General features: G+C 64.4%; 16 protein-coding genes and 1 pseudogene. 13 read left to right on the plus strand and 4 right to left on the minus strand.

Going from position 1 to position 16,694, the window contains the following annotated elements; translation table 11 throughout:
• Positions 1-340: pseudogene (locus RIN79_RS07355) on the minus strand (ACP S-malonyltransferase); the annotation flags it as partial.
• Between the two features lie 247 nt (positions 341-587).
• Here RIN79_RS07355 and RIN79_RS07360 point away from each other — a divergent pair.
• Positions 588-1,514: an ABC transporter ATP-binding protein gene (locus tag RIN79_RS07360; RefSeq protein WP_309083992.1), complete on the plus strand. Its 927-nt coding sequence runs from the start codon at positions 588-590 to the stop codon at positions 1,512-1,514.
• Complete coding sequence (locus RIN79_RS07365) at positions 1,511-2,272, plus strand: ABC transporter permease (RefSeq protein ID WP_309083993.1); 762 nt, start codon at positions 1,511-1,513, stop codon at positions 2,270-2,272. Before RIN79_RS07360 ends, RIN79_RS07365 begins: the two co-directional genes overlap by 4 nt.
• A 15-nt stretch (positions 2,273-2,287) precedes the next feature.
• Here the strand turns inward: RIN79_RS07365 and RIN79_RS07370 are convergent, their stop codons facing one another.
• Entirely contained in the window at positions 2,288-3,415 is a 1,128-nt protein-coding gene (locus RIN79_RS07370) for a DUF4232 domain-containing protein (RefSeq protein WP_309083994.1), read from the minus strand.
• 99 nt (positions 3,416-3,514) lie between these two features.
• Positions 3,515-4,432: a LysR family transcriptional regulator gene (locus RIN79_RS07375; protein ID WP_309083995.1), complete on the minus strand. Its 918-nt coding sequence runs from the start codon at positions 4,430-4,432 to the stop codon at positions 3,515-3,517.
• 75 nt (positions 4,433-4,507) lie between these two features.
• Between RIN79_RS07375 and RIN79_RS07380 the strand changes: the two genes are divergently transcribed.
• The 10 genes from RIN79_RS07380 (at position 4,508) to purF (ending at position 15,309) form a co-directional block, all read left to right on the plus strand.
• Positions 4,508-5,509, plus strand: coding sequence for an aldo/keto reductase (locus tag RIN79_RS07380; protein WP_309083996.1), 1,002 nt, complete (start codon positions 4,508-4,510; stop codon positions 5,507-5,509).
• Positions 5,510-5,761: 252 nt separating this feature from the next.
• On the plus strand, positions 5,762-6,226 hold the full coding sequence (gene rpsF, locus RIN79_RS07385) for a 30S ribosomal protein S6 (RefSeq protein WP_309083997.1): 465 nt from the start codon (positions 5,762-5,764) through the stop codon (positions 6,224-6,226).
• Positions 6,226-6,474: a 30S ribosomal protein S18 gene (gene rpsR, locus RIN79_RS07390; protein ID WP_011581252.1), complete on the plus strand. Its 249-nt coding sequence runs from the start codon at positions 6,226-6,228 to the stop codon at positions 6,472-6,474. The genes rpsF and rpsR overlap by 1 nt, the downstream gene beginning before the upstream one ends.
• A gap of 200 nt (positions 6,475-6,674) precedes the next feature.
• Positions 6,675-7,274, plus strand: coding sequence for a 50S ribosomal protein L9 (gene rplI / locus RIN79_RS07395; RefSeq protein ID WP_309083998.1), 600 nt, complete (start codon positions 6,675-6,677; stop codon positions 7,272-7,274).
• A gap of 271 nt (positions 7,275-7,545) precedes the next feature.
• Positions 7,546-8,796, plus strand: a complete 1,251-nt coding sequence (locus tag RIN79_RS07400; RefSeq protein ID WP_309083999.1) for a cyclopropane-fatty-acyl-phospholipid synthase family protein — start codon at positions 7,546-7,548, stop codon at positions 8,794-8,796.
• A gap of 218 nt (positions 8,797-9,014) precedes the next feature.
• Positions 9,015-10,505 (plus strand): replicative DNA helicase, encoded by a 1,491-nt coding sequence (locus RIN79_RS07405; RefSeq protein ID WP_309084000.1) that lies wholly within the window; start codon positions 9,015-9,017, stop codon positions 10,503-10,505.
• Entirely contained in the window at positions 10,506-11,678 is a 1,173-nt protein-coding gene (alr, locus tag RIN79_RS07410) for an alanine racemase (protein ID WP_309084001.1), read from the plus strand.
• 55 nt (positions 11,679-11,733) lie between these two features.
• On the plus strand, positions 11,734-13,119 hold the full coding sequence (gene radA, locus RIN79_RS07415; RefSeq protein ID WP_309084002.1) for a DNA repair protein RadA: 1,386 nt from the start codon (positions 11,734-11,736) through the stop codon (positions 13,117-13,119).
• Positions 13,120-13,193: 74 nt separating this feature from the next.
• Positions 13,194-13,799, plus strand: coding sequence for a CvpA family protein (locus RIN79_RS07420; RefSeq protein ID WP_309084003.1), 606 nt, complete (start codon positions 13,194-13,196; stop codon positions 13,797-13,799).
• A 37-nt stretch (positions 13,800-13,836) separates the two neighbouring features.
• Positions 13,837-15,309, plus strand: coding sequence for an amidophosphoribosyltransferase (purF, locus tag RIN79_RS07425; RefSeq protein ID WP_309084004.1), 1,473 nt, complete (start codon positions 13,837-13,839; stop codon positions 15,307-15,309).
• A 5-nt stretch (positions 15,310-15,314) separates the two neighbouring features.
• On the opposite strand, the gene sugE is transcribed toward purF, so the two are convergent.
• Positions 15,315-15,632, minus strand: a complete 318-nt coding sequence (gene sugE / locus RIN79_RS07430; protein ID WP_309084005.1) for a quaternary ammonium compound efflux SMR transporter SugE — start codon at positions 15,630-15,632, stop codon at positions 15,315-15,317.
• A 245-nt stretch (positions 15,633-15,877) separates the two neighbouring features.
• Between sugE and RIN79_RS07435 the strand changes: the two genes are divergently transcribed.
• Entirely contained in the window at positions 15,878-16,624 is a 747-nt protein-coding gene (locus RIN79_RS07435; protein ID WP_309084006.1) for an SDR family NAD(P)-dependent oxidoreductase, read from the plus strand.
• The last annotated feature ends 70 nt before the right edge of the window (positions 16,625-16,694 follow it).

The following is a 16,694-nucleotide window of genomic DNA, read 5'->3' on the forward strand; positions in this document are numbered from 1 at the left end:
CTGTTTTCTCGTACCGTTACACCTTCCCGGCCGCGTCCTGCTCTTATTATCCCCCCTGCGTGGGGCCGGCTACACCCCCCCCCCCCCGCCCCCCCCCCCCCCCCGCCTTCTCCATGACCCTGATCGTGGCAAGGGAGACGGCCATCAGCGCCGGCTGGGCATTGGCGGTGAGGGTGAGTTCCTCCTCCGGCCCCTCCCACATCAGCCGCGACAGGGGCTGGTCCAGCGCCGCGTCCACCTCCTCGAACACCGCGCGCGCCTCGGGGAAAGCCTCGGCCAGATCCTTGCCCATGCCGACGGACTGGCTGCCTTGGCCGGGAAAGGTGAAGGCGATGGTCATCGGCGGCTCCCAGAAATATGCATCTTGGGGCGCAGGTGGTGACGCAACAGCCCGCCCGCGTCAAGCCTCTTGCCCGCCCTCACCGCTCCTCCGCTGCAGTGTCAGGAGAAGTGTCTGGCCGGGCGGGACGGCTATGGCAAGGCGGGATGAACTTGCCTATATCTGGCCGGCTTTGGCCCGGGCGCCGTTCGCCGCGTTCAGCCTGGGCGTGTAAGAAATCCTTTCCTGCTCCTCGCGACGGTTTTCCATGCAGCACGCCATTTCCATTTCCAATCTATCCAAAGTTTATGGCTCCGGCTTCACCGCCCTGCACGACGTCAATCTCGACATCCTCAATGGCGAGATCCTGGCGCTTCTCGGGCCCAACGGGGCGGGCAAAACCACCTTGATCTCCATTATCTGCGGGATCGTGAAGCCCACCACAGGCACCGTCACCGTCCAGGGCCACGACATCGTCACCGATTTCCGCGCCGCCCGGCAGCTGATCGGGCTCGTGCCGCAGGAACTTCACGTCGAAACCTTCGAGACCGTGTGGGACACTGTCAATTACAGCCGCGGCCTGTTCGGCAGGAAGCCCGACCCGGCGCTCTGCGAGCGCCTCCTGAAGGACCTGTCGCTCTGGGACAAGAAGGACAACAAGATCATGCAGCTTTCGGGCGGCATGAAGCGGCGCGTCATGATTGCCAAGGCGCTGGCGCACGAGCCCAAGATCCTGTTCCTCGACGAGCCCACGGCGGGAGTGGACGTGGAATTGCGCAAGGATATGTGGCAGCTCGTCCGGCAGATGCGGGAGACCGGCGTCACCATCATCCTCACCACTCACTATATCGAGGAGGCGGAAGAGATCGCCGACCGGGTGGGCGTCATCAACAAGGGCCGGCTGATCCTCGTGGAGAACAAGACCGAGCTGATGCGCAAGCTCGGCAAAAAGCAGCTCACGCTGGAACTCCAGGATACGCTCGCCAGCCTGCCGGAGGCCCTCGCCCCCTACGATCTCCAGGTCGAGGACGATGGCCGCCGGCTGGTCTACCGCTACGACAGCCAGGCTGCGCGCACCGGCATCGGTTCGCTTCTCGCCGACCTCAACCGGGCCGGCATAGCGGTGAAGGACCTCGATACCGAGCAGAGTTCGCTCGAGGATATTTTCGTCAGCCTAGTGGAGGAAGCGCGGTGAATTTCGAAGCCGTCAAAGCCATCTACATCTTCGAGATGGCGCGGATGAGGCGCACGATCCTGCAGAGCGTCGTCTCGCCCGTGCTTTCAACCTCCCTGTATTTCGTGGTCTTCGGCGCGGCGATCGGCGGGCGCATCGAGGAGGTCGACGGGGTGCAGTACGGCGCCTTCATCGTGCCCGGCCTGATGATGCTGACGCTCCTGCAGAACTCGATCTCCAACGCCTCCTTCGGCATCTATTTCCCGAAATTCGTCGGCACAATCTACGAGGTGCTCTCCGCGCCGATCTCCTTCGTGGAGATCGTGCTCGGCTATGTGGGAGCGGCGGCCACCAAGTCGCTGATTCTCGGCGTCATCATCCTGGCCACCGCGCATCTCTTCGTTCCCATCGAGATACGCCATCCCTTCTGGATGATCTTCTTCCTGGTGCTGACGGCCGTCACCTTCAGCCTGTTCGGATTCATCATCGGCATCTGGGCCGATAATTTCGAGAAGCTGCAGCTGATCCCGCTTCTGATCGTCACCCCGCTCGTCTTCCTCGGCGGCTCCTTCTATTCCATCGACATGCTGCCGGAATTCTGGAGGACCCTGACCCTGTTCAATCCCGTGCTCTACCTCGTCAGCGGCTTCCGCTGGAGCTTCTACGAGACGGCGGATGTGAATATCGGCATCAGCATCGCCATGATCACGGTCTTCCTCGTGATATGCCTCGTGCTCGTCTGGTGGATCTTCAAGACGGGATACCGGCTGAAGACATGATGCGCGGGCTCCCCGTCAATATATCGAGGACAGAAGCACCGACATCGCGGCAATGGGAGTAACCGTAAGCTGCGGGCAGGTGGCGTTGGGAAAATCGAGCGTGCGCAGCCACTCCTGCGAGTGCGGAAGAGCAACTTTCACCTTGAACGGGCCCGAGCTTGGATCGCAGGCGCTCGCCGTGTGGATGGCGAACCAGGCCGTCCTGCTCGTCGGCGACAGGATCACGGGCAGCGGCGGCACCGGCAGGTTCGAGAAATACGTGCCGCCGGAATAGTCGGCATAAGTGGGTTGCTCCGTGCCCTTGCCGTCCAAGACGGAGATCGCCGGGTAGCCGCGCAGCGCGCAGGCATCCGTGCCGCCATGCTCGAGGAGATAGACGCCCAGGGCCTGGGACATTCCGCCGTCGCCCATGTCACTGTCCTTGATGATGAGCTCGGAAGATTTGCAGGGCGGAAGCGGCTTTTCCAGATGCGCGGCCAGATTCCTGACGTCCTCCAGCCGCTGCTCTATAGCCTCGGCGAGACACCGCTCGAGCCCCGGCCCCTCGTCCGGATTGCACATATTGGGCGTCCCCGCGAAGGCGGATTGCTGCGCGTCGAAGGCCGCCTTCCAGCGCGTCGGCAGGCTGGAGCTCAGCTGCCGCGCAATTCCGTCGATCTGTCGCACTTTCCCCAGCAGCTCTCGATTGGCACACACGGTCTTGTTGTAAGCGGCCACGGAAAGGTTGTTGTTCGGCACATCGGCCGGCGCGCTGCAGTCGGGAACAATGGCATATGCTGGCTGCTGCGCCGGGTTTGCCGGGCTGTCGGGCGACAGTGCCGGCAGGGCGGCGGATATGGTATTGTAGGCGTCCATCAGGCAGCTGACGTCGCCGCGGCACAGGTCGCGATTGCCGTGGACCCAGGAGGTCTGCAGTTGCACGACATCCTTTCGGAAATCCGAGCCTTCCTTTGCCGAGTCCAGAAGCTGGCGGTAGGTCTTGGCCAGTTCCTCGTCCAGCTTGGCAAGCTCGGGCGTGTTGCAGATGGCCCATTCGGCATCCGTGTCGGCCTTTGCGCAGTCGAAGCTTTGCGCCTGTGCGGCCAGGGACAACGGGACGGCCAGAGGAACAATCAACAAGGGTATCAATCCCGAAATACGCATGCTCTTCTCCCGGATGCTTGACCGACGCAGAACCTTACCCGCCCTTGCTCTAGTGGAACTTAAGGACAGTGTTCGAATGCAAGCAATCGAGCCGGAGGCTCATCTTGCGACCTTGTGCACGTGGTCGATGAAGGCGCGAAGAGCGGGGCGAATCTGGCGCCGGCTTGGGTGATAGAGAAAAGGGCCGGGAAAGGGCGGGCACCATTCTTCCAGCACCGTCGAGAGCCGCCCGGCGGCAATATCGTCGCGCACATAGTCCTCGAAGGTGATCCAAACACCGACGCCCGCGACTGCCGCCTGTTTCTGCACCGAGACATTGGTGGCGGTAAGGCGCGCGGGCGGGTCGAGCCGGATCGTCTCGCCGCCCCGCTCGAACTCCCATACGGGCGTGACGCCATTCGGGTAACGCAGGCGGATGCATGGGTAGTCGACGAGGTCCCGCGGGGTCTTGGGAGCACCATGTCTCTGTAACAGCTCGGGCGCTGCCACGACGACGTAACGCTGAGGCGGGCCGAGCCGGACGGGGATCATGTCCTGGGCAAGGTCCTCCCCCCAGCGGACGCCCGCATCATAACCTTCCTTCACGATGTCAATTAGGTTCGCCTCGGCGACGATCTCCAACCGCACCTTCGGATAGGCTTTTAAGAAGCCGGCGGCGATCGGCGCCAGCACAAGCTCGATGGCGGGCGGCGGCGCATTGATGCGCAGCGTGCCCGCCGGTTCGCCGCCTTCGCCTGTGATCTCGTCCACGGCTTCGGCGATATCGGCCAGAGAGGGCGCGAGGCGGGCAAGGAGTTTCGCGCCCGCTTCCGTGGGCGCGACACTGCGGGTCGTGCGGTTGAGAAGACGGACGCCCAGTTGCCCTTCGAGCGCCCTCACCGCCTCGCTCAGCGTTGAGGCTGATACCCCTTGCAGCGCCGCGGCGCGGCGGAAGCTGCGATGCTGGGCGACCGCCGCAAAGGCTGTCAAGTAAGCGATGTTTCTGTCTGGCTTTGTGCGCATATCCGAACAGTCCATTCTGCTCTGCCCATATTATCGCACAACGGAGAATTTCATAGCTTCTGCCCGCACCAGCAACATGAGGGCTAACAAATGCATAAGCGTTCACTCGGCAGCACCGGTCCCGCCGTCTCCAAAATCGGTTTGGGCTGCATGGGAATGTCCGACCTTTACGGCCCCGCCGACCGCCAGGAGAGCCTGGCCACAATCCATGCCGCGCTTGACGCGGGCATCAATCTGCTCGACACCGGCGATTTCTACGGCATGGGCCACAACGAAATGCTCATCGCCGAGGCGCTGCAAGGCCGGCCTCGCGACGAGGTCATCATCAGCGTGAAGTTCGGCGGCCAGCGCGCACCTTCAGGCGAATGGGTGGGCTACGATGCGCGCCCACAGGCGGTGAAGACGGCCGCCGCCTATTCCCTGCGCCGGCTCGGTGTCGACTATATCGATATCTACAGGCCATCGCGGCTCGACCCGGCCGTCCCCATCGAGGACACGATCGGCGCTATCGCAGATCTCGTCCAGGCGGGGTATGTCCGCCAGATCGGCCTCTCCGAGATGGGCGAGGAAACAATCCGGCGGGCCAATGCGGTCCATGCCATAAGCGACCTTCAGATCGAATATTCGCTCATATCGCGCGGCATCGAGGACGGCATCCTGCAGACCTGCCGCGAACTAGGCATCGGCATTACCGCCTATGGCGTTCTTTCGCGCGGGCTGATCAGCGGGCACTGGAGAGCGGACAAGGCAGCGCCGGGTGATTTCCGCTACCAGAGCCCCCGCTTCCAGCCCGGGAACGTCGAACAGAACCTCGCCCTGGTGGACGCGCTGCGCGGCATTGCCGAGGCACGCGGCGTCACCGTGGCGCAGATTGCCATCGCCTGGGTGCTGGCGCAGGGGGACGATATCTTCCCGCTGATCGGCGCCCGCAGGCGCGACCGGCTGAACGAGGCACTGGGAGCGTTGGCGCTTGAGCTCACGGCCGAGGACCTCGCCACCATTGAGCAGGCTGTTCCGCCTGATGCGGTTAAGGGCGAGCGCTACGCGCAGGCGCATATGGCGATGCTCGACAGCGAGCGGCGCGCTGGTTGACCGCGGCCGCAACGCTTGCATCCGGGCCAAAAGCCTGTATAAGCGCGCGATCTGCCGGTCCCAGTTGGGGGCTGAACGGAGGGCCGGGCGTGAAAACGCCCGCTGCGAAGCAAAGGCTTCCGCCTCCCGTGTCTCCGCTCTCGACCGTCTCGAACACGCGCCTTTCTTCGGCCGGGCAAACTCCCGGGCAAGAGAAGTCGCTGAGGCTTTAGCCGCTGGTGCCGGGCAGAGGAATTGGAGAAAGGCAAGAGAATGGCTCTCTACGAACACATATTTCTTGCCCGGCAGGACCTCTCGCAGCAGCAGGTCGATGCGCTTCTTGAGCAGTACAAGGGCGTTATCGAGAACGGCGGCGGCAAGATCGGCCGGGTGGAGAACTGGGGGGTGAAATCCCTCGCATACCGCATCAAGAAGAACCGCAAGGCCTATTTCACGCTCATGGATCTCGACGCGCCGGCGGATGCCGTGAAGGAGATGGAGCGGCAGATGGGCCTGTCGGAGGACGTGCTGCGCTTCATCACCATCCGCGTCGACGCGCATGAGGAAGGCCCCTCGGCCATGATGCAGCGCCGCGACGACCGTGACCGCGAGCGCGGCGACCGTGGGGACCGTGGCGACCGCGGCCCCCGCCGCGACTTCGACGACCGTGGCCCGCGCCGTCCGCGCGACGATGATCGCCCGCGCCGTCCGCGCGAAGACAATAGTGGAGACGCGTGATGGTTGACATCAATCAGATCCCGACCCGGCGCCCCTTCCACCGCCGCCGCAAGACCTGCCCCTTCTCAGGCGCCAACGCGCCGAAGATCGACTACAAGGACGTCAAACTCCTGCAGCGCTACATTTCCGAGCGCGGCAAGATCGTGCCGTCCCGCATCACGGCGGTGAGCCAGAAGAAGCAGCGCGAGCTCGCGCGCGCCATCAAGCGCGCCCGTTTCCTCGGTCTTCTGCCTTACGTGGTGAAGTGACCGGCGGCGGGCGCCTTCCTGAAGCGCCCGCACCCCCTCCCCGCGACGGGCGCGGAACGAGGGTGTCGAAAAATCCCGAGTTGGGCGAAACGTCCCTAACTGCCTCATGCGGCAGGACAGCGAACCAGCCTGACGGCTCCCGTTTCCTGCCCTGCCAAGGTTTGATGCCCGGGTGCTGGGCAAGAGAAGGAAACGGAACAATGGAAGTCATTCTCCTGGAACGCATCCCGCGTCTCGGCCAAATGGGCGAGGTCGTGCGGGTCAAGGACGGCTTTGCGCGCAATTTCCTGCTGCCGCAGGGCAAGGCCCTGCGCGCCAACGAAGCCAACCGCAAGAAGTTCGAATCGCAGCGCGTCGAGCTCGAGGCGCGCAATCTGGAGCGCAAGAAGGAAGCCGAGACCGTCGCCGAGAAGCTCGACGGCAAGAGCTTCATCGTCGTCCGCTCCGCGGCGGAAACCGGCCAGCTCTACGGCTCCGTCTCCCCGCGGGACATCGCCGAAGTCCTGGCGTCCGAAGGCTTCAGGATCAACCGCAACCAGGTCGACCTGAACCAGCCTATAAAGGCCATCGGCATCACCAATGTGGCGATCGTGCTGCATCCCGAGGTCGTCGCGACCATCACGCTCAACATCGCCCGCTCCGCGGACGAGGCCGAGCGCCAGGCGCGCGGCGAAACGCTTGATTCGGCCGAGGCCATCTATGGGGAGGAGATCAACGAGAGCGCCCGTCCCGACGCGTTCTTTGATCCGGAGGCCGAGTTCGGAGGCGAGGAAGGCGAAAGCCGCGAGGAGAACGCCTGAAGGCTCTCGTTTCCAGAATCAAAAAGCCCGGCCAAGTGCCGGGCTTTTTTGTCGGCTCAGCACCGTTGGTACGCTGATCCAATGTTTGAGAAATATTGAACCAACCTACCGCCGCGACCGGCCGAGCAAAAGGCAACGCCGTTTTCCTTGGAACTGCAACCGCTTAGGCTTTGTCAGGAGAGTCGCCCCCACCGATTGCCTCGGAAAAGCCAAAGTCTTTTCAACTGCAAACCATCTGATACATAATCGCACCTTCCCAAGGGGGGCTGCGATGAATCCTCTGCTGAAAAATTTCGTCTCACGCCTCGTGCAGGCCGGGTCCTTGAACATCACGGACGCCGACGGCCAGGTGCACCGCTTCGGCGACGGCTCCGGCGAGCCGGTGCATGTCGTCATCCACTCCCGCCGCGCCGAGCGCGCCATCGCGCTCGACCCCATGCTGGCGGTGCCGGAGGCCTATATGGACGGGGAAATGGACTTCCTCGAAGGCGACGTCCTCGGCCTCTTGAAGATCACCTATCAGAACTTCGAGCGGGGCGGGAAGGAAGCTCTCGTGATGAAGCTCGGTGAAGGCGTCCGCTATGTCTTCCGCCGCCTGCACCAGTACAACCCGGCCAGCCGCTCCAAGCGCAACGTGCAGCGGCATTATGACCTCTCGGGCGAGATGTACAGACTCTTCCTCGACGAGGACATGCAGTATTCCTGCGCCTACTATCCCGACCCCGGCATTTCGCTCGAAGAAGCGCAGCGGCTGAAGAAGCGCCACATCATGGCGAAGCTTGCGCTGCAGCCCGGCCAGAAAGTGCTGGATATCGGCTCAGGCTGGGGCGGTCTCGGCCTGGACATTGCGCGCACATTCAACGCCAGCGTTCTGGGCGTCACGCTCTCGCAGGAACAGCATGCGGTTGCCCAGAGGCGGGCCCGCGAATCGGGCCTTGCCGACAAAGCGCGGTTCGAGATCGCCGACTACAGGGCGCTGACGGGCCCGTTCGACCGCATCGTCTCGGTCGGCATGTTCGAGCATGTGGGCATCAACCACTACCGCACTTTCTTTGAAAAATGCGCCCAGCTCCTCGCCGATGACGGCGTCATGCTGCTGCACACGATCGGCCGCACCTCGGGCCCGTCGGTGACCAACGCCTTCATCCGCAAATACATCTTCCCGGGCGGCTATATCCCTGCCCTGTCGGAGGTCGTGCCTGCCATCGAGAAAGCGGGCCTGATAATCACGGACGTCGAGATCCTGCGCCTGCACTATGCCGAGACGCTGAAGGCCTGGCGCGAGCGCTTCATGGCGAACCGGGCCAAGGCGGTGGAGATCTATGACGAGCGCTTCGCGCGCATGTGGGAATTCTATCTGGCCGGCTCGGAAGCCTCGTTCCGCTGGCAGGACATGGTGAACTTCCAGATCCAGATCACCAAGCGCCGCGAGGCTTTGCCGGTCACCCGCGACTATATGATCGAGGTCGAGCGGCGGCTCACCGCAACGGGCGGCGCGGCATTTCCGGACGCGGCCGAATAGGAATATAATCAGAAGCGTTGCGATTCGCTGTCAACCGGGAAGAAGGCCGAACGGCTTTTTTCCCGGCTGCGGGCGGGTGCAGTGTGGATATCGTGTGCATCGGCCGGATTGCTCGAAAGCCGGCTTAAAAGACGGGCGGGAAGAGTCTAGGACAGACCGACTTGGGGGCGCCGGACCGTGCCGCTGTTTTCCGGCAGCCATTTAGATACGGAAACGCAATGGCCGACGCAGTTCGCAAGCTGAATGCAGCAGACACACCGCTCTACCGGGAAGCGCCCAACAATATCGAAGCCGAGCAAGCCCTGCTTGGCGCAATCCTCGTCAACAACGACGCCTTCTACCGCGTCTCGGACTTCTTGAAGCCCACGCATTTTTACGAGCCGCTCCACCGCAAGATCTACGAGGTGGCGGGCGAGTTCATCCGCATGGGCAAGATCGCAAGCCCCATCACGATAAAGACCTTCCTGCCGGCCGACGAGAAGGTGGGCGAGCTCACCGTGGCCCAGTATCTGGCGCGGCTGGCCGCGGAGGCAGTGACCATCATCAACGCGGCCGACTATGGCCGGGCGATCTACGATCTGGCCATCCGGCGGGCCCTGATCACGGTCGGCGAGGACATGGTCAATATCGCCTATGATGCGCCGGTTGACATGGCGCCGCAGGCGCAGATCGAGGATGCCGAACGCCGCCTGTTCGAGCTTGCCGAGACCGGACGCTATGACGGCGGCTTCGAGAGCTTCGGCGACGCCACCAAGACCGCCATCGACATGGCCAATGCGGCCTTCATGCGCGACGGCGGCCTCTCTGGCATTGCCACCGGCTTGCGCGATCTTGACCGGCGCATGGGCGGGTTGCAGCCATCCGATCTCGTCATCATCGCCGGCCGCCCCGGCATGGGCAAGACGTCGCTCGCCACCAACATCGCCTTCAACATCGCCGCAGCCTACGAGCCTGCACAGCAGGCGGACGGCTCCTTCAAGGCGGCCAATGGCGGCGTGGTCGGCTTTTTCTCGCTCGAAATGTCGTCCGAGCAGCTCGCAACGCGCATCATCTCGGAGCAGACGGAGATCCCCTCCTCAAAAATCCGGCGCGGCGAGATCACCGAGGCCGAGTTCGAGAAGCTCGTCGGCTGCGCGCAGATGATGCAGAAGATTCCGCTCTTCATCGACCAGACTGGCGGCATCTCCATCGCCCAGCTCGCCGCGCGGGCAAGGCGGCTCAAGCGCCAGCGCGGGCTCGACGTCATCGTCATCGACTATGTGCAGCTCATGCAGGGGTCTTCCGCCAAGTCGCAGCAGAACCGCGTGCAGGAGATCACCGAGATCACCACTGGGCTCAAGGCGCTCGCCAAGGAGCTTGGCGTGCCGATCCTTGCGCTGTCGCAGCTGTCGCGCCAAGTGGAAAGCAGGGAGGACAAGCGGCCGCAGCTCTCGGACCTGCGTGAATCGGGCTCCATCGAGCAGGACGCCGACGTGGTTCTGTTCGTCTACCGCGAGGAGTACTATCTCAAAAACCGCGAGCCGAAGCCCGGCTCGGACGAGTATCTGAAGTGGGAGCAGGAGATGAACGAGGCGCGCGGCAAGGCCGAGGTCATCATCGCCAAGCAGCGCCACGGTCCGACGGGGACGGTCGGCCTGGGCTTCCAGGGCGAGTTCACCCGCTTCTTCGACCTGGCCGAAGACTCGCATCTGCCGGAGCGATTCGAGTAGGTGGCGCACCGCCCGCCCTACACCAACACCGGGCCGGCGCCGCATCTGGCCGGCGGCCGCCTGACCATCGACCTTTCAGCGCTTGCCGCCAACTACCGGCTGCTCGCCGCCCGCTCCGCGCCGGCGGAGGCCGCGGCCGTGGTAAAGGCCGATGCCTATGGGCTAGGGCTGGAGCCCGTGGCGAGAGCGCTTTGGACGGCGGGCTGCCGGCGCTTTTTCGTGGCGCTGCCGCATGAGGGCGTCGCGCTGCGTGCCGTGCTGCCGGAGGCGCAGATCTTCGTCTTCAACGGGCTTTTCGCCGTCGAGGCCGCTGCGGCTTATCACGATGCGCGGCTGATCCCGGTTCTCAACTCGCAGAGCGACATTTCCATTTGGGAGGCGCATGGCTGGGACGGCGAGCACCCACGTCCCTGCGCTGTCCATGTGGACACGGGGATGAACCGGCTCGGCCTGACGCTGGAAAGGGCCCGCACGCTCGCGGAAGAGAACGCGCTGACCGGCGCGCTGACCCCCAACCTCGTGATGAGTCACCTGGCCTGCGCCGACACGCCGGACAACCCCATGAGCCGCAAACAACTGGAATTGTTTCAAGCGGTTCGCGTGCTTTTTCCAGAAACTGAATCAAGCCTCTGCAACTCCGCAGGCATATTCCTGGGCGACGACTTCCTGGCCGACCTTACCCGGCCGGGTATCGCGCTTTACGGCGGTTCGCCAACCGGTGGAAATGGAAACCCGATGCAGGTGGTGGTGACGGCGGAGGCGCGCGTGGCGCAGGTCCGCCAGCTCCGCGCAGGCGACACCGTGAGCTACGGGGCCACGCCGCTTGCGCGCGACAGCATCGTGGCCGTCTGCTCGGTCGGCTATGCGGACGGCTATCATCGCGCGGCCTCCGGAGCCGGCGTGCCGCTGCGCCGGGCGGTCGCCGGCAGCGCCCATGGCTTCATCCACGGCCACAAAGTCCCGGTACTCGGCCGTGTGACCATGGATTTGACGCTTTTCGACGTGACCGCGCTCGGGCCCGACGCTGTCGCGGTCGGTGACCATGTCGAGCTCTTCGGGCCGAACATGCCGATCGACCAGGTAGCGGAAGCGGCCGGCACCATCGCCTACGAGTTGCTGACGTCGCTTGGCGGGAGATATCACCGGAATTATTTGGGAGGTGAGTCGTTGTGAGCCGATCCCTGCAACGCTTGGTTCCAAGCGCGCTCCTCCACCGAACGTCCCGCTGATGGCCAAATCCCGCGTCCAGTTCGTCTGCCAGAATTGCGGAACGGTGCATGCACGCTGGGCCGGCAAATGCGACGGCTGCGGCGAATGGAACACACTGGTCGAGGAAGGCACCGTCAGCGGCATCGGCGCCGGACCGCAATCCCTGCGCAAGGCGCGGCCGGGCCGCCCCGTTGTGCTCACCACGCTTTCCGGCGACATCGAGGACGCGCCGCGCATCATCACGGGCATTGGCGAACTCGACCGGGCGACCGGCGGCGGCTTCGTGCGCGGCTCGGCGCTGCTCGTCGGCGGCGACCCTGGCATCGGCAAATCGACGCTGCTCACCCAGGCCGCCGCCGCCCTCGCATCGAGGGGCCACCGCATCGTCTATGTCTCCGGCGAGGAGGCGGTGGCGCAGATCCGGCTGCGCGCCCAGCGCTTGGGTGTGGCGGCCACTCCCGTGGAGCTTGCGGCCGAAACCAATGTGGAAAACATCCTTGCCACGATCGAGGACGGCCGGCGGCCCGACCTCGTCATCCTCGATTCGATCCAGACGCTCTGGACCGACGCGGTGGAATCGGCCCCCGGCACCGTCACGCAGGTGCGCGTGGCCGCGCAGGCCATGATCCGCTACGCCAAGTCCACCGGGGCCGCCATCGTGCTCGTCGGCCATGTCACCAAGGAAGGCCAGATCGCCGGCCCGCGCGTGGTCGAGCACATGGTGGACGGGGTGCTCTATTTCGAAGGCGAAGGCGGGCATCACTACCGGATCCTGCGCACCGTGAAGAACCGCTTCGGCCCCACCGACGAGATCGGCGTTTTCGAGATGGGCGACCGCGGGCTGCGCGAGGTATCCAATCCTTCCGAGCTGTTCCTCGGCGAGCGCAGCGCCGCCGCGCCGGGCGCCGCCGTCTTCGCCGGCATGGAAGGCACGCGCCCGGTTCTTGTGGAAATCCAGGCACTCGTCGCCCCCTCGCCGCTCGGCACGCCCCGACGCGCCGTCGTCGGCTGGGACACGGCGCGGCTTTCCATGGTGCTCGCGGTGCTCGAAGCCCACTGCGGCGTGCGCTTTTCCACCCACGACGTTTACCTGAACATTGCCGGCGGCTACCGGATCACGGAGCCGGCCGCGGATCTCGCCGTCGCGGCGGCGCTCGTCTCCTCCCTCACCGGGCTTGCCCTGCCTGCCGATTGCGTCTATTTCGGCGAGATCAGCCTATCGGGGGCAGTCCGCCCGGTGGCCCATGCGGCCAGCCGCCTCAAGGAAGCCGAAAAGCTCGGTTTCGCGCAGGCGGTGATGCCGCCGGGAAACGAGGAGCTGGCTGGCGGAATCGCAGCCAATGCGTTCAGGCCCGAGGGACTGGCGGATCTCGTTGCCCGGATTGCGGGGTCGCGGACGTCATGAAGGGCAAGATCGGCCGGAATGGCCGCAGGTGGAGACGGGGCGAGGCTCGGCCTTGAAAGGGAATCGGGGAGACCATGCCAATCACGCTGCTTGACGGCATTCTTATCGGCTTCACGCTCGTCTCCGCGATACTTGCGATGGTGCGCGGCTTCTCGCGCGAGATACTCTCCATCGCCTCCTGGGTGATCGCGGCGATTGCGGCATATTTTCTCTATCCAGTGGTACTGCCCTACGTCGCACCCTATATAGACAACGCGATGCTGGCGCTGGCGGTGGCCGCGGCCGGGGTTTTCTTCGTGGCGTTGATCATCGTCACGGTGATCACGATGAAGATTGCCGATTTCATCGTCGATTCACGGATTGGCGCGCTGGATCGGACGCTCGGCTTCCTTTACGGCGCAGTCCGGGGCGTGCTCGTGGTGGCGGTGGCGCTTCTATTCCTCAACTGGCTGTTGGGGTCGAACCCGCCGACCTGGATCACCGAAGCAAAATCGCGCCCGCTTCTCGAGGCGGTGGGCCAGTGGCTGCAAAGCCTGCTTCCGGACGATCCCGAAACGACGATCTTTGACCGTCTTTCGCCCGACCAGGAGGCGCCGGACGCCGCAGCACCAGACGGCGCGTCCCCCGATACCGGATCGCCCGACTCGGGCGCGACGAACGACGCAGGAACCAACAATTAAGGCGGCCGGGCCGCCGAGCAAGCGAAGGCGGCCAGCGATGGCGAAGGAAGAAGATTTGCTTCTCTCAGGCGAAGCGGACGATCATTTCCATGATGAATGCGGCGTGTTCGGCATTTTCGGACGCCAGGACGCGGCGGCCATCGTTACGCTCGGGCTGCACGCGCTGCAGCATCGCGGACAGGAAGCCGCAGGGATCGTGTCGTTCGACGGAAGCCAGTTCCATGTCGAGCGGCATATCGGTCTCATTGGCGACACCTTCACCAGGCCGGCGGTGATCGAGCGGCTGAAGGGTTCGCGTGCCATCGGCCATACGCGCTACTCGACCACAGGTGGCTCGGACCTGCGCAATGTGCAGCCCTTCTTCGCCGAGCTTTCCGGCGGCGGGCTCGCCCTGGCGCATAATGGCAACATCACCAATGCGATGACCGTCCAGCGCCGCTTGCAGCAGCAGGGCGCCATCTTCTCGTCCACCTCCGATACCGAGACGATCCTGCACCTTGTGGCGACCAGCAAGGAACGCAATCTCAATGCGCGCTTCATCGATGCGGTGCGGCAGCTCGAAGGCGCCTTCTCCCTCGTCGCGCTGACATCCAAGAAGATGATCGGCTGCCGCGATCCGCTTGGCATCCGGCCGCTGGTGCTTGGAGACCTCGACGGCGCCTATATCTTCGCGTCGGAAACCTGTGCGCTCGACATCATCGGCGCTCGCTTCGTGCGCGACCTGCAGCCGGGCGAGATGGTCGTGGTGACGGAACACGGGCTTGAGAGCCTGTTCCCCTTCGAGCCGGTGCGGCAACGCTTCTGCATATTCGAATTCGTCTATTTCGCCCGGCCCGACTCCTCGGTGGAGGGGCGCAATGTGTATGAGGTGCGCAAGCGCATCGGCGCCGAGCTGGCGCGGGAGAGTCCGGTCGACGCCGACATCGTCGTGCCTGTGCCCGATTCCGGTACGCCGGCCGCCATCGGCTTTGCCCAGGAGGCAGGACTCCCCTTCGAACTCGGCATCATCCGCAACCACTATGTGGGCCGCACCTTCATCCAGCCCACGGATGCCATCCGCCACATGGGCGTGAAGCTGAAGCATAATGCCAACCGCCGCTCCATCGAGGGCAAGCGGGTGGTGCTGGTGGATGATTCCATCGTCCGCGGCACGACGAGCCAGAAGATCGTGCAGATGGTGCGCGATGCCGGCGCCAAGGAAGTGCATATGCGCATCGCCTCCCCGCCCACCCGCTCCTCCTGCTTTTATGGTGTCGATACCCCGCAGACGGCAAAGCTGCTCGCCTCGCGCATGTCGGTCGAGGAGATGGCGGACTTCATCCGCGTGGATTCGCTCGGCTTCCTCTCGATCGACGGGCTCTACCGGGCCGTCGGAGAAGCCGCGCGCGACAATGCCGCGCCGCAATTCTGCGATGCCTGCTTCACCACTGAATATCCCACGCAGCTCACCGACCATCACGGCGCCGACAATGTGCGGCAGCTCTCGCTGCTCGCGGCGGGCGGGCAGTGACGCCGCTAGGGCGTGACCAGCTTCAATCCGACGATGCCCGCCACGATAAGGCCGATACACGCAAGCCGCACTATATCCGCTGATTCGCCGAAAAGGGCGATCCCGAGGATGACTGTGCCGATCGTGCCCACCCCCGTCCAAACCGCGTAGGCGGTGCCGAGCGGCAGGCTGCGAAGAGCCAGGCCAAGCAGGCCGAGGCTGACGATCATGGAAAGAACGGTCCCTACGGTCGGCCACAACCGGGTAAAGCCTTCCGTGTATTTCAGTCCGACCGCCCAGCCCACCTCGAAAAGGCCGGCGGCGAACAGGATCAACCAGGCCATGCGGATCTCCATCCTGTAGTGAGGCCGTCCTCATCATTTCTGAAAGCGCGGGGTCGTCCCCGCGTGATGTGGTCGGCGGACGGTATCGGAGTTGCGCCTCCCCCCGCAATATGCCGCAGCGGGTTTCGCCCAAAGGCATTTCGTATTAAACCAGCGGCGCCTTGTTGTCTGATCGCTTCGACTGCGAAACGGACGACGCAAAGCCTTAGCACACCCTGTTCGGGCCGAATTTCTTGGAGCACGACATGCCCAGTTCCCTCGATCTTTCAGGCCGCATCGCGCTCGTCACCGGCGCCTCGCGCGGGATCGGCTACTTCCTCGCCAAAGGCCTGGCGGCCGCCGGAGCGCATGTCATCGCCGTCGCGCGGACGGTCGGCGGGCTGGAGGAACTGGACGACGAGATCAAGGCGCTGGGCGGCGCGGCCACGCTGGTGCCTCTCGACCTGACTGACATGGCCGGGATCGACCGCCTGGGCGGCGTCATCCACGAGCGCTGGGGCAAGCTCGACGTCATGATCGCCAATGCCGGCGTGCTTGGCGTCATATCGCCCATCGGCCATGTGGAGGCGAAGACCTTCGAAAAGGTCATGACGATCAATGTCACCTCGGTGTGGCGGCTGATCCGCTCGGTGGACCCGCTCTTGAGGGCGTCGGACGCCGGCCGCGCGATCGTCATGTCCTCCGGGGTGGCGCACTCGGCGAGAGCCTTCTGGACGCCTTATGCCGCCTCTAAGGCCGCCGTCGAGGTCCTGGTGCGATCCTGGGCAGAGGAGACACAGAACATGCCGCTCCGCGTCAACGCGGTAAACCCCGGCGCCACGCGCACGGCCATGCGCGCGCAGGCCATGCCGGGGGAAGACCCGAACACCCTGCCCCACCCGAAGGAGGTGGCGGAAAAGATCCTGCCGCTCGCCAGCCCGTCCCTCACCGAGACGGGGCTTATCTTCGACGTGCGTCTCGGGCGCTTCACGCGCTACCGGTTGCCGGAATAGGCATCTTCCACAGGCCAGATTGACCTTGCCTCGCGTTTCGCTACCCTGCCGCGCGCGCCGTAAGAAGCCG

The sequence above is a fragment of the Chelativorans sp. genome (assembly GCF_031180965.1).
Lineage (GTDB): Bacteria > Pseudomonadota > Alphaproteobacteria > Rhizobiales > Rhizobiaceae > Chelativorans.

Bases quoted from the DNA above. Each gene is read 5' to 3' on its own strand.
- RIN79_RS07380 (WP_309083996.1), top strand. From the start codon at position 4,508: ATGCATAAGCGTTCACTCGGCAGCACCGGTCCCGCCGTCTCCAAAATC.
- RIN79_RS07405 (WP_309084000.1), top strand. From the start codon at position 9,015: ATGGCCGACGCAGTTCGCAAGCTGAATGCAGCAGACACACCGCTCTAC.
- RIN79_RS07375 (WP_309083995.1), bottom strand. From the start codon at position 4,432: ATGGACTGTTCGGATATGCGCACAAAGCCAGACAGAAACATCGCTTAC.
- RIN79_RS07360 (WP_309083992.1), top strand. From the start codon at position 588: ATGCAGCACGCCATTTCCATTTCCAATCTATCCAAAGTTTATGGCTCC.
- RIN79_RS07420 (WP_309084003.1), top strand. From the start codon at position 13,194: ATGCCAATCACGCTGCTTGACGGCATTCTTATCGGCTTCACGCTCGTC.
- purF (WP_309084004.1), top strand. From the start codon at position 13,837: ATGGCGAAGGAAGAAGATTTGCTTCTCTCAGGCGAAGCGGACGATCAT.
- RIN79_RS07400 (WP_309083999.1), top strand. From the start codon at position 7,546: ATGAATCCTCTGCTGAAAAATTTCGTCTCACGCCTCGTGCAGGCCGGG.
- rplI (WP_309083998.1), top strand. From the start codon at position 6,675: ATGGAAGTCATTCTCCTGGAACGCATCCCGCGTCTCGGCCAAATGGGC.
- rpsR (WP_011581252.1), top strand. From the start codon at position 6,226: ATGGTTGACATCAATCAGATCCCGACCCGGCGCCCCTTCCACCGCCGC.
- radA (WP_309084002.1), top strand. From the start codon at position 11,734: ATGGCCAAATCCCGCGTCCAGTTCGTCTGCCAGAATTGCGGAACGGTG.
- RIN79_RS07435 (WP_309084006.1), top strand. From the start codon at position 15,878: ATGCCCAGTTCCCTCGATCTTTCAGGCCGCATCGCGCTCGTCACCGGC.
- RIN79_RS07370 (WP_309083994.1), bottom strand. From the start codon at position 3,415: ATGCGTATTTCGGGATTGATACCCTTGTTGATTGTTCCTCTGGCCGTC.
- sugE (WP_309084005.1), bottom strand. From the start codon at position 15,632: ATGGCCTGGTTGATCCTGTTCGCCGCCGGCCTTTTCGAGGTGGGCTGG.
- rpsF (WP_309083997.1), top strand. From the start codon at position 5,762: ATGGCTCTCTACGAACACATATTTCTTGCCCGGCAGGACCTCTCGCAG.